The sequence below is a fragment of the Gluconobacter sp. DsW_058 genome, assembly GCF_002153615.1.
Classification (GTDB): domain Bacteria; phylum Pseudomonadota; class Alphaproteobacteria; order Acetobacterales; family Acetobacteraceae; genus Gluconobacter; species Gluconobacter cerinus.
This window is the reverse complement of the sequence record NZ_JOPH01000038.1, coordinates 101,250-120,209: the sequence shown is the minus strand read 5'-3', so window position 1 is coordinate 120,209 and position 18,960 is coordinate 101,250. Positions and strand designations below refer to the sequence as shown.

General features: G+C 57.0%; 21 protein-coding genes. 11 read left to right on the top strand and 10 right to left on the bottom strand.

Annotated features, from left to right (window positions below):
• Positions 1–39: 39 nt before the first annotated feature.
• Together HK24_RS08525 and spt are read left to right on the top strand one after the other, a co-directional pair.
• Positions 40–294: an acyl carrier protein gene (locus HK24_RS08525; protein ID WP_046899528.1), complete on the top strand. Its 255-nt coding sequence runs from the start codon at positions 40–42 to the stop codon at positions 292–294.
• Positions 291–1,484 carry a serine palmitoyltransferase gene (spt, locus tag HK24_RS08520; protein ID WP_086634113.1) on the top strand — a complete coding sequence of 398 codons (1,194 nt, stop codon included), beginning with the start codon at positions 291–293 and terminating at the stop codon, positions 1,482–1,484. Before HK24_RS08525 ends, spt begins: the two co-directional genes overlap by 4 nt.
• 81 nt (positions 1,485–1,565) lie before the next feature.
• Here the strand turns inward: spt and HK24_RS08515 are convergent, their stop codons facing one another.
• The gene (locus HK24_RS08515) at positions 1,566–2,498 is read right to left on the bottom strand and encodes a hypothetical protein (RefSeq protein WP_086634112.1); all 933 of its coding nucleotides are present in this window, start codon (positions 2,496–2,498) and stop codon (positions 1,566–1,568) included.
• A complete protein-coding gene (locus HK24_RS08510) occupies positions 2,491–3,441 on the bottom strand; it encodes a diacylglycerol kinase family protein (RefSeq protein WP_086634111.1) in 951 nt (316 codons plus the stop codon). The genes HK24_RS08515 and HK24_RS08510 overlap by 8 nt, the downstream gene beginning before the upstream one ends.
• Before the next feature lie 123 nt (positions 3,442–3,564).
• Here HK24_RS08510 and HK24_RS08505 point away from each other — a divergent pair, with 123 nt between their 5' ends.
• The 6 genes from HK24_RS08505 to HK24_RS08480 are packed head-to-tail and all read left to right on the top strand — an operon-like array spanning position 3,565 to position 9,361.
• Complete coding sequence (locus HK24_RS08505; RefSeq protein ID WP_086634110.1) at positions 3,565–4,473, top strand: metallophosphoesterase; 909 nt, start codon at positions 3,565–3,567, stop codon at positions 4,471–4,473.
• The gene (locus tag HK24_RS08500) at positions 4,470–5,621 is read left to right on the top strand and encodes an LptF/LptG family permease (RefSeq protein WP_046899531.1); all 1,152 of its coding nucleotides are present in this window, start codon (positions 4,470–4,472) and stop codon (positions 5,619–5,621) included. The genes HK24_RS08505 and HK24_RS08500 overlap by 4 nt, the downstream gene beginning before the upstream one ends.
• Positions 5,618–6,718: an LptF/LptG family permease gene (locus tag HK24_RS08495; RefSeq protein ID WP_086634109.1), complete on the top strand. Its 1,101-nt coding sequence runs from the start codon at positions 5,618–5,620 to the stop codon at positions 6,716–6,718. The genes HK24_RS08500 and HK24_RS08495 overlap by 4 nt, the downstream gene beginning before the upstream one ends.
• Positions 6,715–7,512, top strand: a complete 798-nt coding sequence (locus HK24_RS08490; protein WP_086634108.1) for a sterol desaturase family protein — start codon at positions 6,715–6,717, stop codon at positions 7,510–7,512. The genes HK24_RS08495 and HK24_RS08490 overlap by 4 nt, the downstream gene beginning before the upstream one ends.
• Positions 7,509–8,264 (top strand): nucleotidyltransferase family protein, encoded by a 756-nt coding sequence (locus HK24_RS08485; RefSeq protein WP_086634107.1) that lies wholly within the window; start codon positions 7,509–7,511, stop codon positions 8,262–8,264. The genes HK24_RS08490 and HK24_RS08485 overlap by 4 nt, the downstream gene beginning before the upstream one ends.
• Positions 8,261–9,361, top strand: a complete 1,101-nt coding sequence (locus tag HK24_RS08480) for a glycosyltransferase (RefSeq protein ID WP_086634106.1) — start codon at positions 8,261–8,263, stop codon at positions 9,359–9,361. Before HK24_RS08485 ends, HK24_RS08480 begins: the two co-directional genes overlap by 4 nt.
• Here the strand turns inward: HK24_RS08480 and HK24_RS08475 are convergent.
• Complete coding sequence (locus tag HK24_RS08475) at positions 9,327–10,217, bottom strand: hypothetical protein (RefSeq protein ID WP_086634105.1); 891 nt, start codon at positions 10,215–10,217, stop codon at positions 9,327–9,329. The two genes, HK24_RS08480 and HK24_RS08475, sit on opposite strands and share 35 nt — an antisense overlap.
• Before the next feature lie 66 nt (positions 10,218–10,283).
• Here HK24_RS08475 and HK24_RS08470 point away from each other — a divergent pair, with 66 nt between their 5' ends.
• The 3 genes from HK24_RS08470 to HK24_RS08460 all read left to right on the top strand — a co-directional run bounded on the left by HK24_RS08470 (position 10,284) and on the right by HK24_RS08460 (position 12,579).
• The gene (locus tag HK24_RS08470; protein WP_086634104.1) at positions 10,284–10,811 is read left to right on the top strand and encodes an MmcB family DNA repair protein; all 528 of its coding nucleotides are present in this window, start codon (positions 10,284–10,286) and stop codon (positions 10,809–10,811) included.
• 9 nt (positions 10,812–10,820) lie between these two features.
• Entirely contained in the window at positions 10,821–11,609 is a 789-nt protein-coding gene (locus tag HK24_RS08465; RefSeq protein ID WP_086634127.1) for an inositol monophosphatase family protein, read from the top strand.
• 91 nt (positions 11,610–11,700) lie between these two features.
• On the top strand, positions 11,701–12,579 hold the full coding sequence (locus HK24_RS08460) for a lipid-binding SYLF domain-containing protein (protein ID WP_046899537.1): 879 nt from the start codon (positions 11,701–11,703) through the stop codon (positions 12,577–12,579).
• A gap of 38 nt (positions 12,580–12,617) precedes the next feature.
• Here HK24_RS08460 and mltG read toward each other — a convergent pair whose 3' ends face one another.
• The 7 genes from mltG to HK24_RS08425 all read right to left on the bottom strand — a co-directional run bounded on the left by mltG (position 12,618) and on the right by HK24_RS08425 (position 18,943).
• Positions 12,618–13,658 carry an endolytic transglycosylase MltG gene (gene mltG, locus HK24_RS08455; protein ID WP_086634103.1) on the bottom strand — a complete coding sequence of 347 codons (1,041 nt, stop codon included), beginning with the start codon at positions 13,656–13,658 and terminating at the stop codon, positions 12,618–12,620.
• Between the two features lie 18 nt (positions 13,659–13,676).
• Positions 13,677–14,960: a beta-ketoacyl-ACP synthase II gene (gene fabF / locus HK24_RS08450; RefSeq protein WP_064274200.1), complete on the bottom strand. Its 1,284-nt coding sequence runs from the start codon at positions 14,958–14,960 to the stop codon at positions 13,677–13,679.
• Between the two features lie 120 nt (positions 14,961–15,080).
• A complete protein-coding gene (locus HK24_RS08445; RefSeq protein ID WP_007282219.1) occupies positions 15,081–15,320 on the bottom strand; it encodes an acyl carrier protein in 240 nt (79 codons plus the stop codon).
• Positions 15,321–15,522: 202 nt separating this feature from the next.
• Positions 15,523–16,263, bottom strand: coding sequence for a 3-oxoacyl-[acyl-carrier-protein] reductase (gene fabG, locus HK24_RS08440; protein WP_046899539.1), 741 nt, complete (start codon positions 16,261–16,263; stop codon positions 15,523–15,525).
• 12 nt (positions 16,264–16,275) lie between these two features.
• On the bottom strand, positions 16,276–17,220 hold the full coding sequence (fabD, locus tag HK24_RS08435) for an ACP S-malonyltransferase (protein ID WP_086634102.1): 945 nt from the start codon (positions 17,218–17,220) through the stop codon (positions 16,276–16,278).
• A 71-nt stretch (positions 17,221–17,291) separates the two neighbouring features.
• A complete protein-coding gene (locus tag HK24_RS08430) occupies positions 17,292–18,038 on the bottom strand; it encodes a hypothetical protein (RefSeq protein ID WP_086634101.1) in 747 nt (248 codons plus the stop codon).
• 26 nt (positions 18,039–18,064) lie between these two features.
• Complete coding sequence (locus tag HK24_RS08425) at positions 18,065–18,943, bottom strand: bifunctional 2-polyprenyl-6-hydroxyphenol methylase/3-demethylubiquinol 3-O-methyltransferase UbiG (protein ID WP_086634100.1); 879 nt, start codon at positions 18,941–18,943, stop codon at positions 18,065–18,067.
• Positions 18,944–18,960: the final 17 nt, after the last annotated feature.

Sequence of the window (18,960 nt, the reverse complement as noted above, 5' to 3'; positions counted from 1 at the left end):
CGCTCACAAACTGCATAGTAAGACCGAGAGTTCAATTCCATGACTGACAGCGTCGCCGGCATCTCCGGAATGATCATAGAAAAGCTGCTTGCCAACCCGAAAGTGCCGCGGGACATCAATGGCAACAGCAAGATCGTCGAAGATCTGGCTTTTGACAGCCTCGCCGTCATGAACTTCGTCATGGAAATTGAAGATGAGCTGGACGTGTCTGTCCCGCTCGACAAGCTGGCAGATATCCGCACCATCAACGATCTGGCTGCCTGCCTTCATACACTGAAGGCAAGCCACGCGTGATTGATATCTTTGCAAAACACGCCGCCCTCCGGGCAGCCTATGACGGATTGACGGCAGTTTCGCCACGCAACCCGTTCGAGGTCGTGATTGAACGCCCGCTCTCAGCCACGGTCGGTCTGATTGAGGGGCGTGAGACGCTTCTGTTCGGAACCAACAATTATCTGGGCCTCAGCCAGTCAGGGCACGCAGCAGAAGCCGCGATTGAGACAGCCCGCACAATGGGCGTCGGCACAACGGGCTCCCGGATTGCCAATGGCACCTTCGGCCTGCATCGCAAGCTGGAAGAGCGCCTCGCTTCTTTCTTCGGCCGCAAGCACTGCATGGTGTTCTCTACGGGATATCAGGCCAACCTCGGCACAATTTCTGCACTGGTTAACAAGGACGATGTGCTGCTTCTGGATGCAGACAGCCATGCCAGCATTTATGACGGTGCAAAACTGTCTGGTGCGCAGGTCATCCGCTTCCGCCACAATGATCCGGTCGATCTTGAGAAGCGCCTTGCACGCCTGAGCGATCATCCTGGCGCCAAGCTGATTATCGCAGAAGGCATCTATTCCATGACGGGGAACGTTGCCCCGCTGGACAAATTTGTCGAAATCAAGAAGCGCCACGGCGCCTACCTGATGGCTGATGAAGCACATTCCTTTGGTGTGCTGGGTGAAAACGGTCGCGGCGTTGCGGAACTCCAGGGCTGTGAAGACGGCATCGACTTCGTAGTCGGAACCTTCTCAAAGTCGCTCGGAACAGTAGGGGGCTACTGCGTTACGGATCATGATGGCGTTGATCTGATGCGCCTCTGCTCTCGCCCGTATATGTTCACAGCCTCCCTCCCCCCGGAGATCATCGCGGCAACGCTGGCTGCTCTTGATGATATGGTTGCACATCCAGAACTTCGCACCCGCCTCCAGGACAATGCCGCACGTCTTCATGCTGGTTTGAAGGCCGCAGGCCTACAGACCGGCGAACATGTTTCGCCGGTGGTTGCCGTAACGCTTGAAACGGTGCCTCAGGCTGTCGGGTTCTGGAATGCCCTTCTTGAGAACGGCGTTTACGTTAATCTGTCTCTCCCGCCTGCAACGCCTGACAACCGTCCGCTGTTGCGCTGCTCGGTTATGGCAGCTCACAGCCCTGAAGAAATTGATCAGGCAACCGCCGTCTTCAAGCAGGTTGCCGAGCATTTCCGAGACTGAGTACGGAGTCGTTTAAAACGCAAAAAGGGGACTGTTCCAAACAGTCCCCTTTTTTATGAGCTTTTATCCTGAGCAATAACGTCAGGCGGCTTTGCGCAAACGCTTCATACGCAAAAGCAACGCGGGCAAAGTGAGCAAGGGATGTCGCCGCTCAAACTCAGAGAGGTCCAGATCAAGCCCTGTATGACGCTTGATTTTCCACGCCAGATAAGACGCACCGTTTTCAAAAGTAAACGCCGCTTTCACGAGCCGCGCTACGTTTCGAGGCTTGCCTGACGTCCCAACAAGCGCCCAGCGCCGTGCTGCTCGTTCGCGCAAAGTGGGCGACACGGCCGGCTCAAGCATTTCGCCCACTGCAGAATAACCGAGATGCGCTCGCGCCCATCCCAGGGTCAGCATGCTACTGAACCGCGCCTCTTGGCCAGCAAGCAAACTATTGCCTCGCCCCTTCTTTTCAACACGCAATTCTGAAGCGTAAGTATGAGCAAAAAGGGTCTGCCAGTACTCAAGCGCCGTCATATGCGGCGCACCCAGGAGCGCAGCCCAGCAGGAGGCCGTCGTTACACACCGCGCCAGCAAGTCCAGCAACATATCTGCTGCATGCTCGTCTCGAACCCACACGAGACGTACAGGCTGACAGAACCGAGCCCACAGTGTCGTATCGAGCGCGCCAAGTGACGTACGGTCTTCGAACTGCTCCCGCGACAACACCGCAATCTTTGCGCGCAACGTGCGATGACCGTGTTTGAATTCAGCATAACGGACATTCGGGGGAAGAAGCAGGTTGCCGGTACGAGCCACCATACTGCCTGTAAAATCCTTTGAGCTTTCCGTCACGATATAAAAATCGAGAATACCGTCCGGGTCTGCTGCGCGCAGCACCGAACCATAAAACAGAACACCCAGAGGCGGACGTGGGAAAGCACGAGCCAGAGCATCGGCGAAAGCTACAGCGCCCTCATCAACCGGCGTTGTCAGCTCTTCAATGAGGATTTTTTCAAGTGCATCAGGCATGGAGGAAACGGAAGGCTGGCCCACGTTCAAGTCGAATACGCCCGCTCTCGGATGGTGAGAAAACCTCTCCGTCCAGGACAAAGTCACTTCTTGTTTCAAGCATCATGTCGTCCGTTCGGCCACTCACATAGTCAGGATGCCGGCGCAGCCACCGGGGCGCACGTCCACACAGAAGCGCAGCCGTGGCACGGGCAAGGTTTTCCGGGTAGGCGCTGACATCAAGATATCGCAGACCTTCCACATTCGGCTCCGCATCCCAGAACGGCCAGATTCCATGAGAAAGCCGTGACAGTCCCGTTGAAAGAAACATGAAGCTGTTCCCGTCGTAAGCGTGGCCGGACGTTTCAACCCGTAAAGGCTCCCCCTCCAACCAGCTCTTGCGGCTTTTACGAAACAGGAGACTGACAACGGTGCTGAAGAGCGTAAAGCCTACAGCCAGATCATGGGGAGCAAACCTGACAACTGCTGGGGAATGCGCCGTACGAACAGCACGCGCATAGCCCGTACACCCTCCAAACAATCCGAGCACTGGCTTGCGGTCTGTGTCTGGCCAAGAAAGACAAATGGGTGTGCGTGTGCTTGATCGCATTGCAGCCCCTTGTTGCAAGCGATTGATAGCCTCCATCTCCCTCAGCCCGAACCCGATATCCCCAGCAATGAGATTGGTGTTCCCTGATGCGATTACGGCGATATCGGGAAGGCGATCTGCTGGATATGCACGCGCAATGGCTGTCAGCGCAGCGCTGATTGTTCCGTCCCCACCATCAATGGCAATGGTTCGGACTCCCTGCCTGCAAAGGTAATGAACATGTTCGGTCATCCCCTCACGACTGTCTGATGGAACGAAATTCTCTCCGAGAAGCGCCTTGGCCTCCGTAGCGAATACGGAACCGCCGCGCCGGTTCTTACGGCTGCGAGCATTATGAATAAGGGCAAATCGCACTATAGGGGGAATTCTTCGTTTTTGTTCGGAGCTATGCGGGCGGGTCTAGCACGGCTATGATGTTTCGGCCAGAATGCGAGCTTCCCCTTCCGGCAGAAAGACTGACAAGGCTTCATTTCCTCCATGCCCCATGATCTCCCCGCAGAAACGTCTTCTCAGCGGGAGACGTGCGCCGTCGTTCTGGCCCATCTCTCGGACCCTCACCTTCCACCTCCTGCGGTTCGCTGGTGGGAAGCTCTGAACAAGCGGGCTCTCAGTCTCATTTCGTGGAAAAAGCACCGTCGGCACGTTCACCTGGCCGCGACATGCGCGGAAATTGTACAGGATATTGCCAGAGCCAACGTTGATGCCATTCTTGTCAGCGGAGACCTGACGAACTTCGGCACGCCAGCAGAGTTCACCCTGGCTGCCGAATGGCTGAAAAAGCTCCCGGCGCAGGCACTTGTCATCCCAGGCAATCATGACTGCATGATCCGTCAGTCCCCTGAAAAAGGGATCCTGCAATGGGAGAAATGGTCTGCGGCGACTTACCCGTACGCCCGCATCCACAACGGCGTTGCCATTATCGGTGTGAACTCCGGCATCCCGACCCCACCGTTCATGGCTTATGGCCGGGTTGGTCACAAACAGCTCGCCCGACTGGAAACTCTGCTGACGCAACTGGGCGATGCCGGACTCTGTCGTGTTGTCATGATCCATCATCCCCCCCGAAAAGGGCTGGTGCCATGGCGGAAGTCGCTGCTCGATCATCCCGCCCTAGCAAAGCTTCTTCAAAGAACTGGTGCTGAAATCGTTCTCCATGGGCACTCCCATGACGCGACCCTGACCCACATCGCCGGAACTGAAATACCGCTTCTTGGGGTCGCCTCTGCATCCCTGACAGACAAACGTGCTCATCGACAGGCCTGCTGGAATCATCTGACCATTCGGCCCAGAAAAAGCGGTTGGACGATTGATCTTGCCCGACATCGGCCGGATGGGAGCATTACGGAGCAGGCCTCCTGGTTCCGCCCGCAAGGTACGCAGGTATGAAGCAGCGCGCCTCCATTCTGGACAGATATCTGCTGTGGCAGATGATGCCACCGTTCGTTATCGCCCTCTTTGCGATGCTCGTGGCGCTCCTTCTGGAACGCCTGCTCGTCCTGTTCGATTATCTGGCCTCAGCCGGAAGCTCCCTGGCGACCTGCATCGCACTCCTGACAGACCTTCTGCCACATTATTTCGGGATCGCTCTTCCAGCCGCACTCTGCATCTCGGTTTTCCTCACCATCCATGGAATGAGCGACAATAACGAGATTGATGCACTTCAGGCTGGACGTGTGTCTCTGCTGCGGATCAGTCGGCCCTTCATGATTGTGGGTCTGCTGCTGGGGGCCGTAAGTGTGCTGCTCTACGGCTATATTCAGCCGGTTGCGCGATATGATTACCGGGCAGGCTTCTATTTCGCGGCTCACACAGGCTGGGCACCGCATCTTCAGGCAGGCATGTTCGCGTCCACGTCTGATACGGCAGTGATGACGGCAGACAGTGTCAGTCACGGCGGTACCCACATGAGGCGTGTCTTCATCCGGGAAGTGAACAAGAATGGCCTTGCTCACATCATCACCGCCCGCCGCGGCATGCTCACAATTTCAGATAAAACCCGCAGCACCCAGATGGATCTCTGGGACGGTGAAATCGTCGACGATCCCTTCCCCGGAGCTGCCAATCACAAACCGACGGTCACGCATTTCTCGCATGTCGTTCGCGTCATTGATCACCCTGCGAAAGAGACGACCTTTCGCTCGCGTGGAATTGACGAACGGGAACTAACGCTTTTCGAGCTCGCACATGACCTTCGTTATGGCGTACCCGGCATCGAATATCGGACGCTTCGTGCAGAAATAGATTTCCGCATCGCACATGCACTTGCAATCCCGTTTATCCCCCCCTTGGCCGTAGCGCTGGCCATTGGCTCACGGCGCAGAAAGTCCGTGTGGGGGTTGATTGCGGTTTCGGGCATTCTTGTCGGGTTTGACCAGATGCTGATGTTTGGACATAGCTTGGCTGCCACGGGCCGCCTTCCCATCTGGCTTGCCATCTGGGTGCCGGAAGCGCTCTTCTGCATTGGCTGTCCCGCCACTCTGCTGCGCCGGTCGCGCGGTTCCTGGAAACGCCGCAAACTGGTTCGCCCATCATGACCGCCCACGCACCACACTATGTTCTGTATCGTTATCTGAACCGTGCACTTCTGGGGCGCTTCATGCTCTGTGGTGGCGTGCTGGTCTCGCTGCTTGAGATCCTTGCGCTCCTTGAAAAAACGACGCCCATTCTCAACCGAAATCTGGGCTTCAAGGGCATCCTGACATTTGCACTGCTGCATCTTCCTGCGCTCAGCGTCGAGATCATGCCTCTGGCATTCATGGTCGGGGCACTATTCCTCCTGATGCAGATGACGCTGTCGTCCGAAATGTCCGCCCTTCGTGCAGCCGGACTTTCCACGATCAATCTTTACAAGCGCTTTCTGCCGGCCATTCTGATTGTGGGTTTTACCGGAACAGCCATGCAATACTGGCTCATCCCCCCATGCGAAAATGCGCTTGCAACATGGTGGAACAAAACGGACCCTGATGCAGCAAAGCCCGACACGCCCTCAAAGCGTATTCTCTGGTTTCGTGCAGGGCCGACTCTTGTCCGTATCGGCCAGTTTGCGCACGGCGGGGCGTTCCTGCGGGATGTTACCATTTATCACCGGGACCCGGGTGGCCTTCTGACAGGGACCGAGCACGCCGCGACCCTGACGTATGACGGCAAGGACTGGCACCCGACCGGAGCGCAGGATCTCACGCTGACGGATAATGGCGCTTTTGTAAAAATCACTGGTGGTGACAATAATTTTGCCATTCCGGCGACACCATCAATGATCATGACGTTATCGGAAGATAACGCTGCCGTGACCCCAAGTCAGATCGGGGCCATCCTCCACAAAGGTGCCCCTGCCAGTCTTCCCCGTGCAACATACCGCATGGCACTCTTCAGTGGCATTATTCTTCCGTTTCAGGTCGCAGTAATGCTTTTATTAGCGCTACCAGTGATCTATATCCCCCCTCGGGCAGGACTTCGAAACCCGCTTCCGGTCTATGTGCTGGCCGCGGGAATGGGCTTCGTGATCCTGCAGGGAATGATTTCCGCACTGGGCAATGCTGGAACGCTTGCCGCGCCACTGGCTGCCTGTGCGGGCCCACTTCTGGGCGCCCTTCTTGGGCTGACCTGGGTCCTGAGGATGGAGGAAAGATGAGCAAGTCCAAACCATGGCAGAACATGTCGTCCCTCCGGACGGGGCGCAGCTTCGATCTCGGAAAGATGTCGCTGCCTCAGTTGTGGATTGCCTATCTCACCTACCCCACCATCCTTCTGTATTTCGTACTGATCGTTGCAGCAGCTTTCGGAGCACTTCACTTCTCCCATAACCTGCTGACAACGCTGATACCCGTTCCTGTCGTGATCGTGGTGTATCCGCTGGCCTGGTATATGATCCATCGGTTTATCCTGCATGGACGCTGGCTATACCGGAACCACTGGACCGCTTCGCTCTGGAAGCGCATCCACTTCGATCATCACCAGGACCCCCATCTGCTGGATGTGCTGTTTGGATCCCCCCTGAACACCGTCCCGACCATGGGCATCATCACCATGCCGATCGGATACCTGATCTGCGGCTGGAGCGGGGCATTCTGCGCCCTGTCCACAGCCCTCGTGATGACGTGCATCTATGAGTTTTTTCACTGCATCCAGCATCTGGCCTACAAGCCGCGCTGGAAGTGGGTTGCCCGGATCAAGCAACTTCATGTTCTTCATCATTTCCATGATGAAAATGGCAATTACGGGATTACAAACTACGTGCCAGACCGCTTTTTTGGCAGTTTCTACCGTGAAGCCCGTGACCGCGCACGCAGCCAGCACGTCTTCAATCTCGGCTACGATCTGGATGAAGCCAAGCGCTATCCCTGGGTCATGAACCTTACAGGCGCTCCGCCCAAAGATCGTCCTGATGGGGCACGCTCTTCCTCCGACAACAGCCGCACAGCGTGAGCCTTCCCGTTCTCGTACTCGCTGGTTCTCGTGATGGTGAGCATGATGTTCTGGCACAACTTGGGAAGGTCTCGCACAAAGCGCTCCTTCCGGTCGGCGGCCAACCGATGCTGGGGCGCGTCCTGCGCGTGCTGGAGAGCATGCCTGATCTTGGGCCCATCACGATCAGCATTGAAACACCCGACCGTATCCGGGACATTTCCGGCCAAGCCCACGTTCTCCAATCGGCACCTTCTCCCAGCGAAAGCGTTGCTGAAGCTCTTGCCAAGGTCGGGACGCCCTGTCTGGTGACAACGGCCGATCACGCGCTGCTGCGTCCAGAATGGATTTCAGAATTTCTTGGTAAAACGGCTGGATGTGATCTTGCCGTGGGCGTCGCTCTTCGGGAAACTGTAGAGCGAGACGTCCCGACCACGAAGCGAACCTATATTCGCCTCGCGGATATGAGCTTTTCCGGATGTAATCTTTTCTGGATGGGCACTCCTCAGGCTGCGGAAGTAGTCGAACTGTGGAAGCGGCTTCAGAAAAACCGCAAGCGGCCCCTGAAAATGGCTCGAACACTTGGGTTCGGAACACTTCTTCGGGCCCTGACGGGCCGCCTGGACTCCACCGCTCTGTGTCGTCGGATCGAAATTCTGACGGGGGCGAAAATACGTCTCGTGCCGCTTTCTGACGGTCAGGCCGCCGTAGATGTCGATAAGCCTTCTGACCTGACACTCGCTGAACAGCTTCTGGCACAACGGTCTTCATGAAAATTGCCTACGTCATCAACTCGCTCGAATGCGGTGGCGCACAGCTACCCATTCCGGACATTGTCTCCGTTCTCCAGCAGCGAGGTGGCGAAGTCACAGTTTTCAGCCTCGAAAAGCGTGATGGCCTGGCCATTCCCGTTCTGGAAAGCCACGGCATTGAGGTTCGTGTGCGGTCAGGCGGCAACAAAGACCATTTAGCGGCCTGGCGCTGGCTGCGTGATGAAATGGACGCATTCCAGCCGGATCTAATCTGGACGTCCCTGACCCGAGCTACGCTCCTCGGCCAGCGCGCAGCCAACAGGCTTGGTGTCCCGGCAGTCCACTGGCAGCATTCTGCCCGCCTGAAATCTGCCAACAGCCTCCTGCTCCGGCTTTTGTGCCGGAAAGCGAAGCTCTGGATTGCAGACTCCCCTACGGTTGAAGATTTCGCCCGCAAAAGTCTGGGACTACGGAACCGCGTTCTTTCCTGGCCAATTTTCCGGGCCAATCCTCACAGCCCTACAGCAAAGGCCTGGCGCAAAGGACAAACCGTCCGTATCGGGAGTCTTGGCCGACTACATGCCGTCAAAGGGTATGACCTGCTTTTCGAAGCACTGGATCTGCTTCGTGACCACCCGGACCTTCCCCCTTATCGACTGTCCTTAGCCGGAGACGGCCCAGAAAAAGAAACACTGGAACAGATCGTCAGGGAGAAAAAACTCCCGGTCGATTTTCTCGGACATTGCGATAAGCCTTTCGAATTTCTGTCAACGCTGCATCTGTATGTTCAGCCGTCCCAGTGGGAAGGCATGTGCGTTGCCGCCCATGAGGCCATGGCCTGCGCGCTGCCCGTAATTGCCACGCCGGCGGGCGAAATCCCCCACACCATGGAAGACGGGCATTCCGGTCTTGTGGTCCCGTTCAACAACGCCCCGGTTCTGGCCAGTGCGATTGCTGAACTCATCATGACTCCGGGAAAGCTCAAACCCATGGGGCGCCTCTCCCGAGAGCGCGTTCTGGAGCGGTTCGGCCCGACGGCGTTTCTGCGTCAGGGAAATGCCGTTCTGGACCGAATTCCTGGCTTTAACCCAGCCCCAGACGACGCTTCACATTCATAAGATCCCGACGTGGGCTAATTCCAACACGCTTGACGTCAACAAGTGTCACCTGCCCAGCGGTTGAGAGCGTGTGGAAACCGTCTGGAAAGCGACGGCGCAGCACGGCAGGCGCATCCAGCACATCACTTGGTGTCACTTTCGGCAACCCGCGCTCAAGCCCTTCAATCTTCAGCAGACGGATGCCTTGGCCATAAGTGTCACGGCAGTCTTGCGTGGGAAGGAAGAGCTCTCCATCGACAACAACCGGAGTACCACCCGGACGCGCTCCCGCACGGTCACTCAAAAACAGTCCAAGATGTATCCAGGGCCCCGTAAGACTATCTGCTACGGAGATGTGCAGAGCGCTTTGTCGTTCGTCTCGCGTACCTGCGGGCGTCCAGAACATCCACCAACGCTCGGCATAATGGAACGGCGTGGCGTCAATCGCGGCCTCTCGGAAATCAAATGCTTCGACCTTTTCCCATTCCAACGGAAAGGCTTTGGCCCGATACAGGGTCAGGCAGCCTGAAGCACTGGCCTCGGGCAGCATGTACGTCTCCTCGCCATGCTCAAAGACATACGGGTAGGACAGATGCCAGTCTTCACGCAGGACAGGCTGTTGCTGAATCAGCTTTCCTGTCCGGTCATAGACCAGAACATCAATGGTGCCTTTGGGGGCCCGATAGTCAAAGGCTTCCGCAAAAACATGCAGCTTTCCGTCTCGCCAGAGACCAAAAGGATCGGCCAGAAAACGGTGATCTCCGATATCCGGCAGTGTTGTCACCTCAAACCCGTTGAGACTACCCGCTCGGATCAGGTCCGCCAGAGGAGCGTGGATAATGGCGCAACGCCAGTGGTCCGTGCGTAGAAACGGCATGCCGACTCTCCTTGAAAAACGCGAACAGGGGCAGACGTAAAGCGCAGATCAGGGCAATATGGAACCATGAGTTCGGTCCTTTCCGAGATCCCACCTGGTTTCCCTGAACGACAGTTTGCCATCCGGCGTGCTGTTTTGGGGCTATGTCGCGCCATGGGCTGGGCAGCAATCAACGAATTTGCTCTTCCCTCGGCCGGGCGTCGCGCAGACGTGATGGCCCTCCTGCCGGATCACAGCCTGTCCTGCATCGAGATCAAATCCGGACTCCGCGATTTCCAGACAGATCAGAAATGGCCCGATTACAGGAACTGGTCGGACAGGCTGTACTTTGCGGTGGATGATGGCTTTCCGCTAGAAGTTCTGCCTCCGGACGTTGGCATTATCACTGTCAGTCTCAGCATGGTGCCCAATAGCCTCTTCCACAGTGTGGTGGCAGAGTGCGCCATCATCCGTGATCCCGCAGAACATCGGATCGCACCGGCACGTCGACGGACAATTCTGCACCTGTTTGCCACCACGGCCGCCAGTCGCCTCATGTCTCTTGAGGATCCGGCCATCACTGCATCCCTGCGCGCAGCACGCCGCACAGAATAGGATATGTCCATGAGTTTTGACCCTGTTGCCGTCCGTCTTGAAGCCGCCCGCAGTGTGGTCCGGGACGCAGCGGCCCTCGCCCTTTCCATGCGCCCTCAGCCTGGTGGCCCGACTGGCACCCTCAAAGGACGTCAGGACTATCTGACGGAAGCAGACGGCGCGGTTGAAGCGCTCGTCAGCCGTCGGATTCAGGAACTCTTCCCGGAAGATGGTTTTCAGGGCGAAGAAGGCGGCCTGACGCGTGAGGGGCAGTTCCGCTGGGTCGTGGACCCGATTGATGGAACCTCCAACTTTGCACGCGGGCGAGACCGGTGGTGCGTGTCGCTAGGTCTGCTTGAGGGCAACGTACCCGTTGCTGGCGTTATTGAGGCTCCAGCCCTCAATGAAGTGTTCACTGCTCAGAAAGGCAAAGGCGCCTTTCTGAACGGAAAACCCATCAAAGCCTCCCCTATCAGCAACCCACAGGAAGCCATGATAGAAATGGGATGGTCCTGCCGGGTCTCGACCGAACTGTTTGGTGAAAAAATCGGTGCCATCATGTCTCTGGGCGCCATGCCGCGTTCAGGTGGGTCCGGAGCCCTGGCACTGGCGGACGTCGCATGTGGCCGCAGCGATGGTTATCTGGAAATCGTGATCCAGCTTTGGGATGTGGCCGCAGCACTGATCATTCTGGAAGAAGCAGGCGCTACTGTCTCTCCGTTTCTTCAGACGGGCGGCCTGACAGGGGGAGCCACTATCCTTGCGGCTGCTCCAAGCATCGCACAAATCCTGTCAAACGCCGTGAAGGTGGAAATCTGACACGACCTGTTGCCCCGCACTCGTGATTTGGCCTCATTTCACGCATAGTGCGGGACAGATCCATTTTTGCCGTTAGCAAAAGGTAAGTTTTATGACCCTGTCCGGTCTCCTGCGTTCGACCGTTCTTGCCGCCACAGGGTGTGCAACGCTCGCTGCGTGTTCTGGCACCACCACCACGACAGCAAGCGAACAGCAGATCGTTGTAGATAAAGCGACGCTGGCTGTTCAGGACCTGTTTGCCAAAACAACCTCGACATCCCGCTCACAGCAGCTTCTGGCGGAAGCCAAAGCCGTCATGGTGTGCCCGTCTGTTCTGAACATGTCTTTCGGTCTGGGAGGCTCTGGCGGTCGCTGCGTCCTCATGAGCCGCGATGCGCGTGGGTCATGGTCTGATCCGGCATTCTACCGTCTGAGCACGGGGTCTCTGGGTGTTCAGGTTGGCGTCCAGAACTCCGAGATGATTTTCTTCATCATGTCCCAGCGCGGCATTCAGGCCCTGCTGGATAGCCAGTTCAAGTTTGATGCGACAGCATCCGCCTCTTTCGCCACGATCGGAACTGGTGTTGAAAGCAGCACGGCCGGAGCAAAGAATACGGACATCTATGCGGCACAGAAGGCTCAGGGCCTTTATGCGGGCGCAGCCCTTGGTGGCTCCAAGCTGACAGTGGATAGCGGCGCGAACCGCGCTTACTACAATCAGGCTGTTGGTCCTGAAGACATTATCGTGACGATGCGCGTCAACAATCCGTCTGCCGATCCGCTTCGTCGCATGATGATGAACATTGCGAAACTACCAACGGCATCCACGGCCCGCTCAACAAGCGCAACAGCTCCAGCCTCTCAGGGGAGCACGTCAACGGATATCGACCCCGTAAGCAGCAGCCCTTATCCCAGCAATTACGACACCTCAAAGCCTTACAGCACCCAAACACGAGGTGTGCAGAGTTCATCTCTGAACCCTGTGAAGTAAGACAAAAAAGCCCCGCACACGAAAATGCGGGGCTTTTTTTATTGTGGGACGACTGGGATTTTTTCTCGGTATGCGCGGATATTCCGGTCCTGCTCCTGAAGCGTCTCAGAGAAACTATGACCACCCTCACCCGTAGCGACGAAATATAACGCCTTTCCTTCTGCTGGATGTGCCGCAGCCTCAAGAGACGTCTTGCCCGGTGAGCAGATTGGCCCCGGTGGCAGGCCAGTTTCCAGGTAGGTATTGTATGGGCCAGAGACCTGAAGATCATCATGCGTCAACGGGCGGTCTAACGTCCCCAGACCTTCGCTAAGGCCATAAATGACGCTTGGATCCGTCTGCAGGCGCATGCCAAGTTTGAGGCGGTTCAGAAAGACGCGCGCCACCATTGGACGTTCAGTCGGTACGGCTGTTTCCCGCTCGATCAGGGATGCAAGCGTCACCAGATCCTGCGGGTTCTGAATCAGGCCGTCCAGAGCTTCCACATCACGCTTGTCCCAGATGGCTTTCACCTGAGCGTCCATCATGCGCTTCAGGCGATCAACCATGGATTGCCGTGCAGTGCCACGAACATAGGCAATCGTCTGAGGAAGGACGCTTCCCTCCACGATTTGAGGGACGTCTCCCGTCAGGAAAGGTGCTTTGCGAAGAATATCCGCAATCTTGCGCGCAGTCAGACCTTCAGGAACAGTCAACTGATGGGAAACAGGTTTACCATGCCGCAAAATTTCCAGCACATGAGCCACAGATGCTCGTGCGGGAAACTGAAGTTCCGCCGCATGAATCTGTCCATCCCGATGCGTCAGGAAGGCTGACAGCCGGAAGAAGGCTCCGGAGGACCATGTTGGGGAAAGAATTCCGTCATCCTGAAGAGCTTTTGTAACCGTCGCATTATTACCGCGCGGAATGACAAAGGCTTTTGTTTCAGGAAGCGGACCAGGGTCAGTGTAATGACCGTACCCGGCCACCGCTGCTGCGACAAAGAGCAGCGGCGCCATAAAGATTGCCAGCTTACGGCCAGCCTTGGGGGGAAGAAGAGGTTTTCTGTTTTCTTCGCCGTCCGGCTGGCTTTCAGGCATAAATCAAAACGACTCCGCTCAGTCCTTGCAGCGCTTCAGGATAATGCTGGCATTCGTGCCGCCAAACCCGAAGCTGTTGGATAGAGCGACATCAACCTTACGCTTCTGAGCCTTCAGAGGCACCCGATCGATTACGCTCTCGCGTGCCGGATTTTCAAGGTTCAGCGTGGGCGGCACGATGCCGTCACGGATGGCCTGAAGGCAGAAGATCGCCTCCACAGCACCCGCTGCGCCAAGAAGATGACCAATGGCGGACTTGGTAGAAGACATCACCAGATTCTTGGCATGGTCGCCGAAGAAACGCTCGACCGCATCCAGTTCCAGATCGTCAGCCATGGTGGAGGTGCCATGCGCGTTGACGTAGTCGATATCGGATGCCTGAAGACCACTGTTCTTCAGGGCGGCCTTCATGGCGCGGAACGCACCTTCATGACCTTCAGCCGGGGCTGTGATGTGATGAGCGTCGCCGGACAAGCCATAGCCGCCGATTTCGCCATAGATCTTGGCACCGCGAGCCTTGGCATGTTCGTACTCTTCCAGCACGACCACACCGGCACCCTCACCCATGATGAAGCCATCACGATCCTTGTCCCACGGACGGGACGCCTTGGTCGGATCATCATTGGAGCCGGTGGAGAGCGCACGTGCCGAGCAGAAACCGGCAATACCCAGCGAGCAGATGGCAGCTTCGGCGCCACCGGCAATCATGACGTCTGCATCACCGTACTGGATCAGACGGGACGCATCGCCAATCGCATGCACGCCTGTAGCGCAGGCTGTAACGACAGCATGGTTCGGTCCCTTGAAGCCGTAGCGGATCGAAAGGTGACCGGAAATGAGATTGATAAGCGCAGACGGGATGAAGAACGGTGACAGGCGACGGGCCTTGCCGCTCGAAACTGTCAGGGAACCTTCATAAATCGTCTGCAGACCACCGATACCGGAGCCGATCATCACGCCTGTGGCGCAGCGATCATCTTCGTTCTCAGGCTTCCAGCCCGAGTCCTCGACAGCCTGGATGGCAGCGGCCAGACCAAGATGGATGAAGCGATCCATTTTCTTCTGGTCTTTGACCGGCACCCAGTCAGACAGCGTGAGACCGCCTTCTTCGGTCGGTCCCTCAGGAACCTGACCAGCGACCTGCGCAGGGAGTTCGGAAGGATCAAAATGGGTAATACGCCCGATACCGGACTGCCCTTCGATCAGACGCTTCCACGTCAGTTCCGCACCCACCGCAAGTGGGCTGACAACACCGATTCCGGTAACGACGACGCGTCTTCCGTTGATTGCATTCCCGCTCATCGATGCCTCATGTCTCACGTTGTAAACGACCATACGATGCGGCCTGAACGCCGCTCCGTGTATCCGCCCCTGGTAATCGAGGCGGGATGGGACCAGCCTTAGACCAGTCCCGAAAGCGCCTTAGGCAGCCTTCTGCTTCTCGATGTAGTCAATCGCGTCCTTGACGGTGGCGATCTTCTCGGCTGCATCTTCCGGGATCTCGACGGAGAAAGCTTCTTCGAAAGCCATGACCAGCTCAACCGTGTCGAGGCTGTCTGCGCCCAGATCGTCAATGAAAGACGCTTCCGGCGTGACCTTGCTTTCTTCAACGCCGAGGTGCTCGACAACGATCTTCTTCACCTTGTCAGCGATATCGCTCATCTGTTTGTTCCTTCTGCCCGTTCAGGGCGTTACAAAAAACTCGTATTGCCGTCTGCCAGTCCGGGAACCCATCTGGGCTTCCAGCGCAGGCCACCTCTCCTTTCGGAAAGGCGTTGCCACCGGCCGAACCGGACATCGGCCTTCATCAGACCGGGCAAAGCAGCGCGCGATTAGCACGCTTTGACCTGAAACGCCAAGCGTCTCAGACCATGGCCATGCCACCGTTGACGTGCAGGGTCGTTCCCGTGACCCAAGCAGCCTCGTCAGAAGCCAGATACACCACTGCCGCAGCCACGTCATCCGGGTTTCCCATCCGACCGAGCGGAATGGAGCCAACCAGCTTTTCGCGGATACCCTCAGACAGCACATCCGTCATCGGCGTTTCAATGAAACCAGGAGCCACAACATTGACCGTCACACCACGAGGACCGGCCTCCTGAGCCAGTGACTTGCTCATCCCAACGATGCCGGCCTTTGCCGCTGCATAGTTGGCCTGACCCGCATTTCCTGTCGTTCCAACAACAGACGCGATGGAAATGATGCGGCCAGCGCGACGGCGCAGCATACCCTTAAGGGCAGCGCGAGCCAGACGGAACGGGCTTTCCAGATCCACCGTCATGACCTGCGACCAGTCACTGTCCTTCATGCGAATGGCGAGCGTATCGCGCGTCAGACCCGCATTGTTCACCAGAATGTCCAGCGGAGCCCCGGCCACTTCTTCAGCCTTAGCCACAAGACCATCAGCTTCAGATGCATCCGACAGGTTAGCAACCGCAATATGCGTGCGCTCACCTAGGCTGTCTGCCAGTTCCTTCAGAGCCGCTTCACGCGTGCCGCTGAGAACAACCGTTGCGCCAAGAGCGTGAAGCTGACGGGCAATAGCTGCACCGATGCCACCGGATGCACCCGTGACGAGTGCGATCTTGCCAGAAAGAGAGAACATGGTTCGTTGTCCTTACAGAGCCTTGAGCAGGGCTTCGATTTCAGCAGGTGTGCCAGCATTGTCCGTGGCAAGATCAGGAGCAATACGACGCGCCAGACCGCACAGCACCTTGCCAGCTCCCAGTTCATGCATGTTTGTCACGCCCATGGCCGCCATGGCCTGAACGCTTTCGCGCCAGCGGACCGTTCCCGTAACCTGCTTCACCAGAAGGTCGCGGATCGCATCAGGATCCGTGACCTTCGCAGCAGTCACATTGGCAATAACCGGGACGCTTGGCGCATTCAGTGTAGCCGTTGCAAGCGCTTCGGCCATTTCACGACCGGCAGGCGCCATCAGTGACGAATGAAACGGCGCGGAGACCGGAAGTTTCACAGCCCGCTTGATGCCACGCTCCTTGGCAAGGGCAATGGCGCGATCCACGGCATCCATGTGTCCAGACACAACGATCTGGCCACCGCCGTTATCATTGGCGATCTCAAGGATCTGTCCCTGGGCTGCATCTTCGCAGATGGACTGCGCCTGCTCAGCCTCAACTCCGAGAAGAGCTGCCATGCCGCCCTCACCTGCAGGAACAGCCCGCTGCATTGCCTGACCGCGTAGACGCAGCAGACGGGCCCCCTCAGCAATACCGAGCGTGCCAGCAGCAGCAAGAGCAGAATATTCTCCAAGAGAATGACCCGCCAGCAAAGCGGCCTTGTCTGCCAGTCTGAAGCCGCCTTCGGTTTCAAGCGCGCGAACAGCAGCGAGCGATACGGCAAAAAGTGCTGGCTGCGTGTTCTCGGTCTTTGTCAGTTCGTCCGCTTCACCGGAGAACATCAGCTTTGACAGATGCACTCCTAGGGCATCGTCAACTTCCTGAAAAACGGCGCGGGATGAAGCAAAGGCATCATGCAGGGCCTGCCCCATTCCGACTGACTGACTGCCCTGACCCGGAAAGACAAAAGCGTGAACCGACATGGATCCCCCTGCTGGCATGAAAAACAGGCTCAGGGTGATGCTGTTTCACACGCGATCTGTCAAATTCTGCGTTATCTGTCAGGCGTGAATGTCGCGTATGCCTCACCGGGAATTTTAACCCGGACCCGGCCAAAAGGCTTGCTGGAACGAAATACCGTATCCTCTGCATAGTCCTGCGGTCGAAGCAGAACAGTCATTGGCTCCCTGGTCACGTTTGACGCCAGCACCCGAACGGTGCCGCTCGTCACCGCTTCAAAATTCGCTCCCGGAGCAATATCTATCTTGAGCCGATGAGCATCCGGCATGAACCAGGACAGGATCACACCCGTCAGATCACGGATGCACGCATTGACCTGACGCAGCCAATGACGGGCCTCTATGCCGGTAAATGTCTGCGCCGCAGGCAACGCAACCACCAGAGACAGCTCCGTTCTGACATTATGCCCAATGGCTTCTGTCTGAAGAACCGGCGGGTTCTCTGCCTTCAGGCGGTCTGTCAGCGGGAAATGCATGTCCCGGTCCTGGCCGAAGAACAAGGGGATATCCCCATCCCGGCTATGAACCATAAGCCGCGCTTTTGAGGGGTAATCATGGTCAGGCAGCAACTCGCCTGTGAAATGGAGCGAAAGACCCTCTTTTGCCGCCTGCGGGAAGCGGTCAAACCGCTCATAGATGCGTGCGATGTCCTGATATGCCGCAACGCGCACGTCATGTCGGCCAGCGACAATAAGATGCTCCTCAGAAGCACCGTGCGCCTCGTGAAGCCCGACACAGGAAAGGAATGCGATGAAACATCCCGTCAGAAGACGATAGGTCATGAATTTACTTTACAACAAATGATGTCTTATTCAATTTTTTGCAGAACAATCAGAACCTGCGGCAGCCTTACCGGATTATCCAGATATTCGATCAGCCGAAACATCCCGCCCCAAGCTTTAAGAATATAGTTCCGCGGTATGATGGCCTCGCCATAATGCGCCTGAGGCTGAGGGCGCTTTGCAGACGCCGCATGCAGGAACCGCCCTGCTTCAAAATGTGAATTCGCCTGGGCTTCATCCACAAAACTGTTTGCACAGGCTTCATGCCATGGATGCTCCAGTTGCATTCCAGAAGCACGACGCAAGCGCTGCTCTGCACAAAATGACAGAAACCGCCGGCTCTGCGTCGTAAAAACAACCAATCCATCTTGCTTCAGAAGCCGATGAAATTCCCTCATCCAGTGGCCGGCCAGAAATTCATCCAGATGTGAAAATGTCGACCAGGACGTGATCAGATCCAGCGTACCGGGCACGAGCGGCAATGGTGGCACCAGCCCTGCCTGCAAGAAGGGAAGAAACGGATTGGCGCGCCGTGCCGCCATGAGAAAGCGGTCCGTATGCTCGACGCTGACGAGGGACTGTGATCGCACATCTTTCATGAAAAGACGCGCCATCCGCCCCCACCCACACCCGAAATCAAGAACGGAAGTCTCAGGCCTCACAGGCTTTCCCGCGTAGGCGCAATACGCCTTTATTTCCCGATAAAAAACATGCGCCTCATGAATCGAAACTTCCCCATGATGCCCGTGAATTTCACGCTGAAGATCATCCGGGGGGAACTCAGGCATCCGGACGCCCCGCACCTCGTGTCCGCCAAGGGACGAGACCAGAACATGCAGCCATTCTTCATCCGCAAGCCCGTGAAAGGATTCAAAAACAGCATCCGTCCTGTCGGAGTGGGTCATTCTTCTACCGTTACGTC

Coding starts and splice junctions, on each gene's coding strand:
- HK24_RS08525 (WP_046899528.1), top strand. CDS start 40: ATGACTGACAGCGTCGCCGGCATCTCCGGAATGATCATAGAAAAGCTG.
- HK24_RS08515 (WP_086634112.1), bottom strand. CDS start 2,498: ATGCCTGATGCACTTGAAAAAATCCTCATTGAAGAGCTGACAACGCCG.
- HK24_RS08505 (WP_086634110.1), top strand. CDS start 3,565: ATGCCCCATGATCTCCCCGCAGAAACGTCTTCTCAGCGGGAGACGTGC.
- HK24_RS08500 (WP_046899531.1), top strand. CDS start 4,470: ATGAAGCAGCGCGCCTCCATTCTGGACAGATATCTGCTGTGGCAGATG.
- HK24_RS08495 (WP_086634109.1), top strand. CDS start 5,618: ATGACCGCCCACGCACCACACTATGTTCTGTATCGTTATCTGAACCGT.
- HK24_RS08490 (WP_086634108.1), top strand. CDS start 6,715: ATGAGCAAGTCCAAACCATGGCAGAACATGTCGTCCCTCCGGACGGGG.
- HK24_RS08480 (WP_086634106.1), top strand. CDS start 8,261: ATGAAAATTGCCTACGTCATCAACTCGCTCGAATGCGGTGGCGCACAG.
- HK24_RS08475 (WP_086634105.1), bottom strand. CDS start 10,217: ATGCCGTTTCTACGCACGGACCACTGGCGTTGCGCCATTATCCACGCT.
- HK24_RS08470 (WP_086634104.1), top strand. CDS start 10,284: ATGAGTTCGGTCCTTTCCGAGATCCCACCTGGTTTCCCTGAACGACAG.
- HK24_RS08465 (WP_086634127.1), top strand. CDS start 10,821: ATGAGTTTTGACCCTGTTGCCGTCCGTCTTGAAGCCGCCCGCAGTGTG.
- HK24_RS08460 (WP_046899537.1), top strand. CDS start 11,701: ATGACCCTGTCCGGTCTCCTGCGTTCGACCGTTCTTGCCGCCACAGGG.
- mltG (WP_086634103.1), bottom strand. CDS start 13,658: ATGCCTGAAAGCCAGCCGGACGGCGAAGAAAACAGAAAACCTCTTCTT.
- fabF (WP_064274200.1), bottom strand. CDS start 14,960: ATGAGCGGGAATGCAATCAACGGAAGACGCGTCGTCGTTACCGGAATC.
- HK24_RS08445 (WP_007282219.1), bottom strand. CDS start 15,320: ATGAGCGATATCGCTGACAAGGTGAAGAAGATCGTTGTCGAGCACCTC.
- fabG (WP_046899539.1), bottom strand. CDS start 16,263: ATGTTCTCTCTTTCTGGCAAGATCGCACTCGTCACGGGTGCATCCGGT.
- fabD (WP_086634102.1), bottom strand. CDS start 17,220: ATGTCGGTTCACGCTTTTGTCTTTCCGGGTCAGGGCAGTCAGTCAGTC.
- HK24_RS08430 (WP_086634101.1), bottom strand. CDS start 18,038: ATGACCTATCGTCTTCTGACGGGATGTTTCATCGCATTCCTTTCCTGT.
- HK24_RS08425 (WP_086634100.1), bottom strand. CDS start 18,943: ATGACCCACTCCGACAGGACGGATGCTGTTTTTGAATCCTTTCACGGG.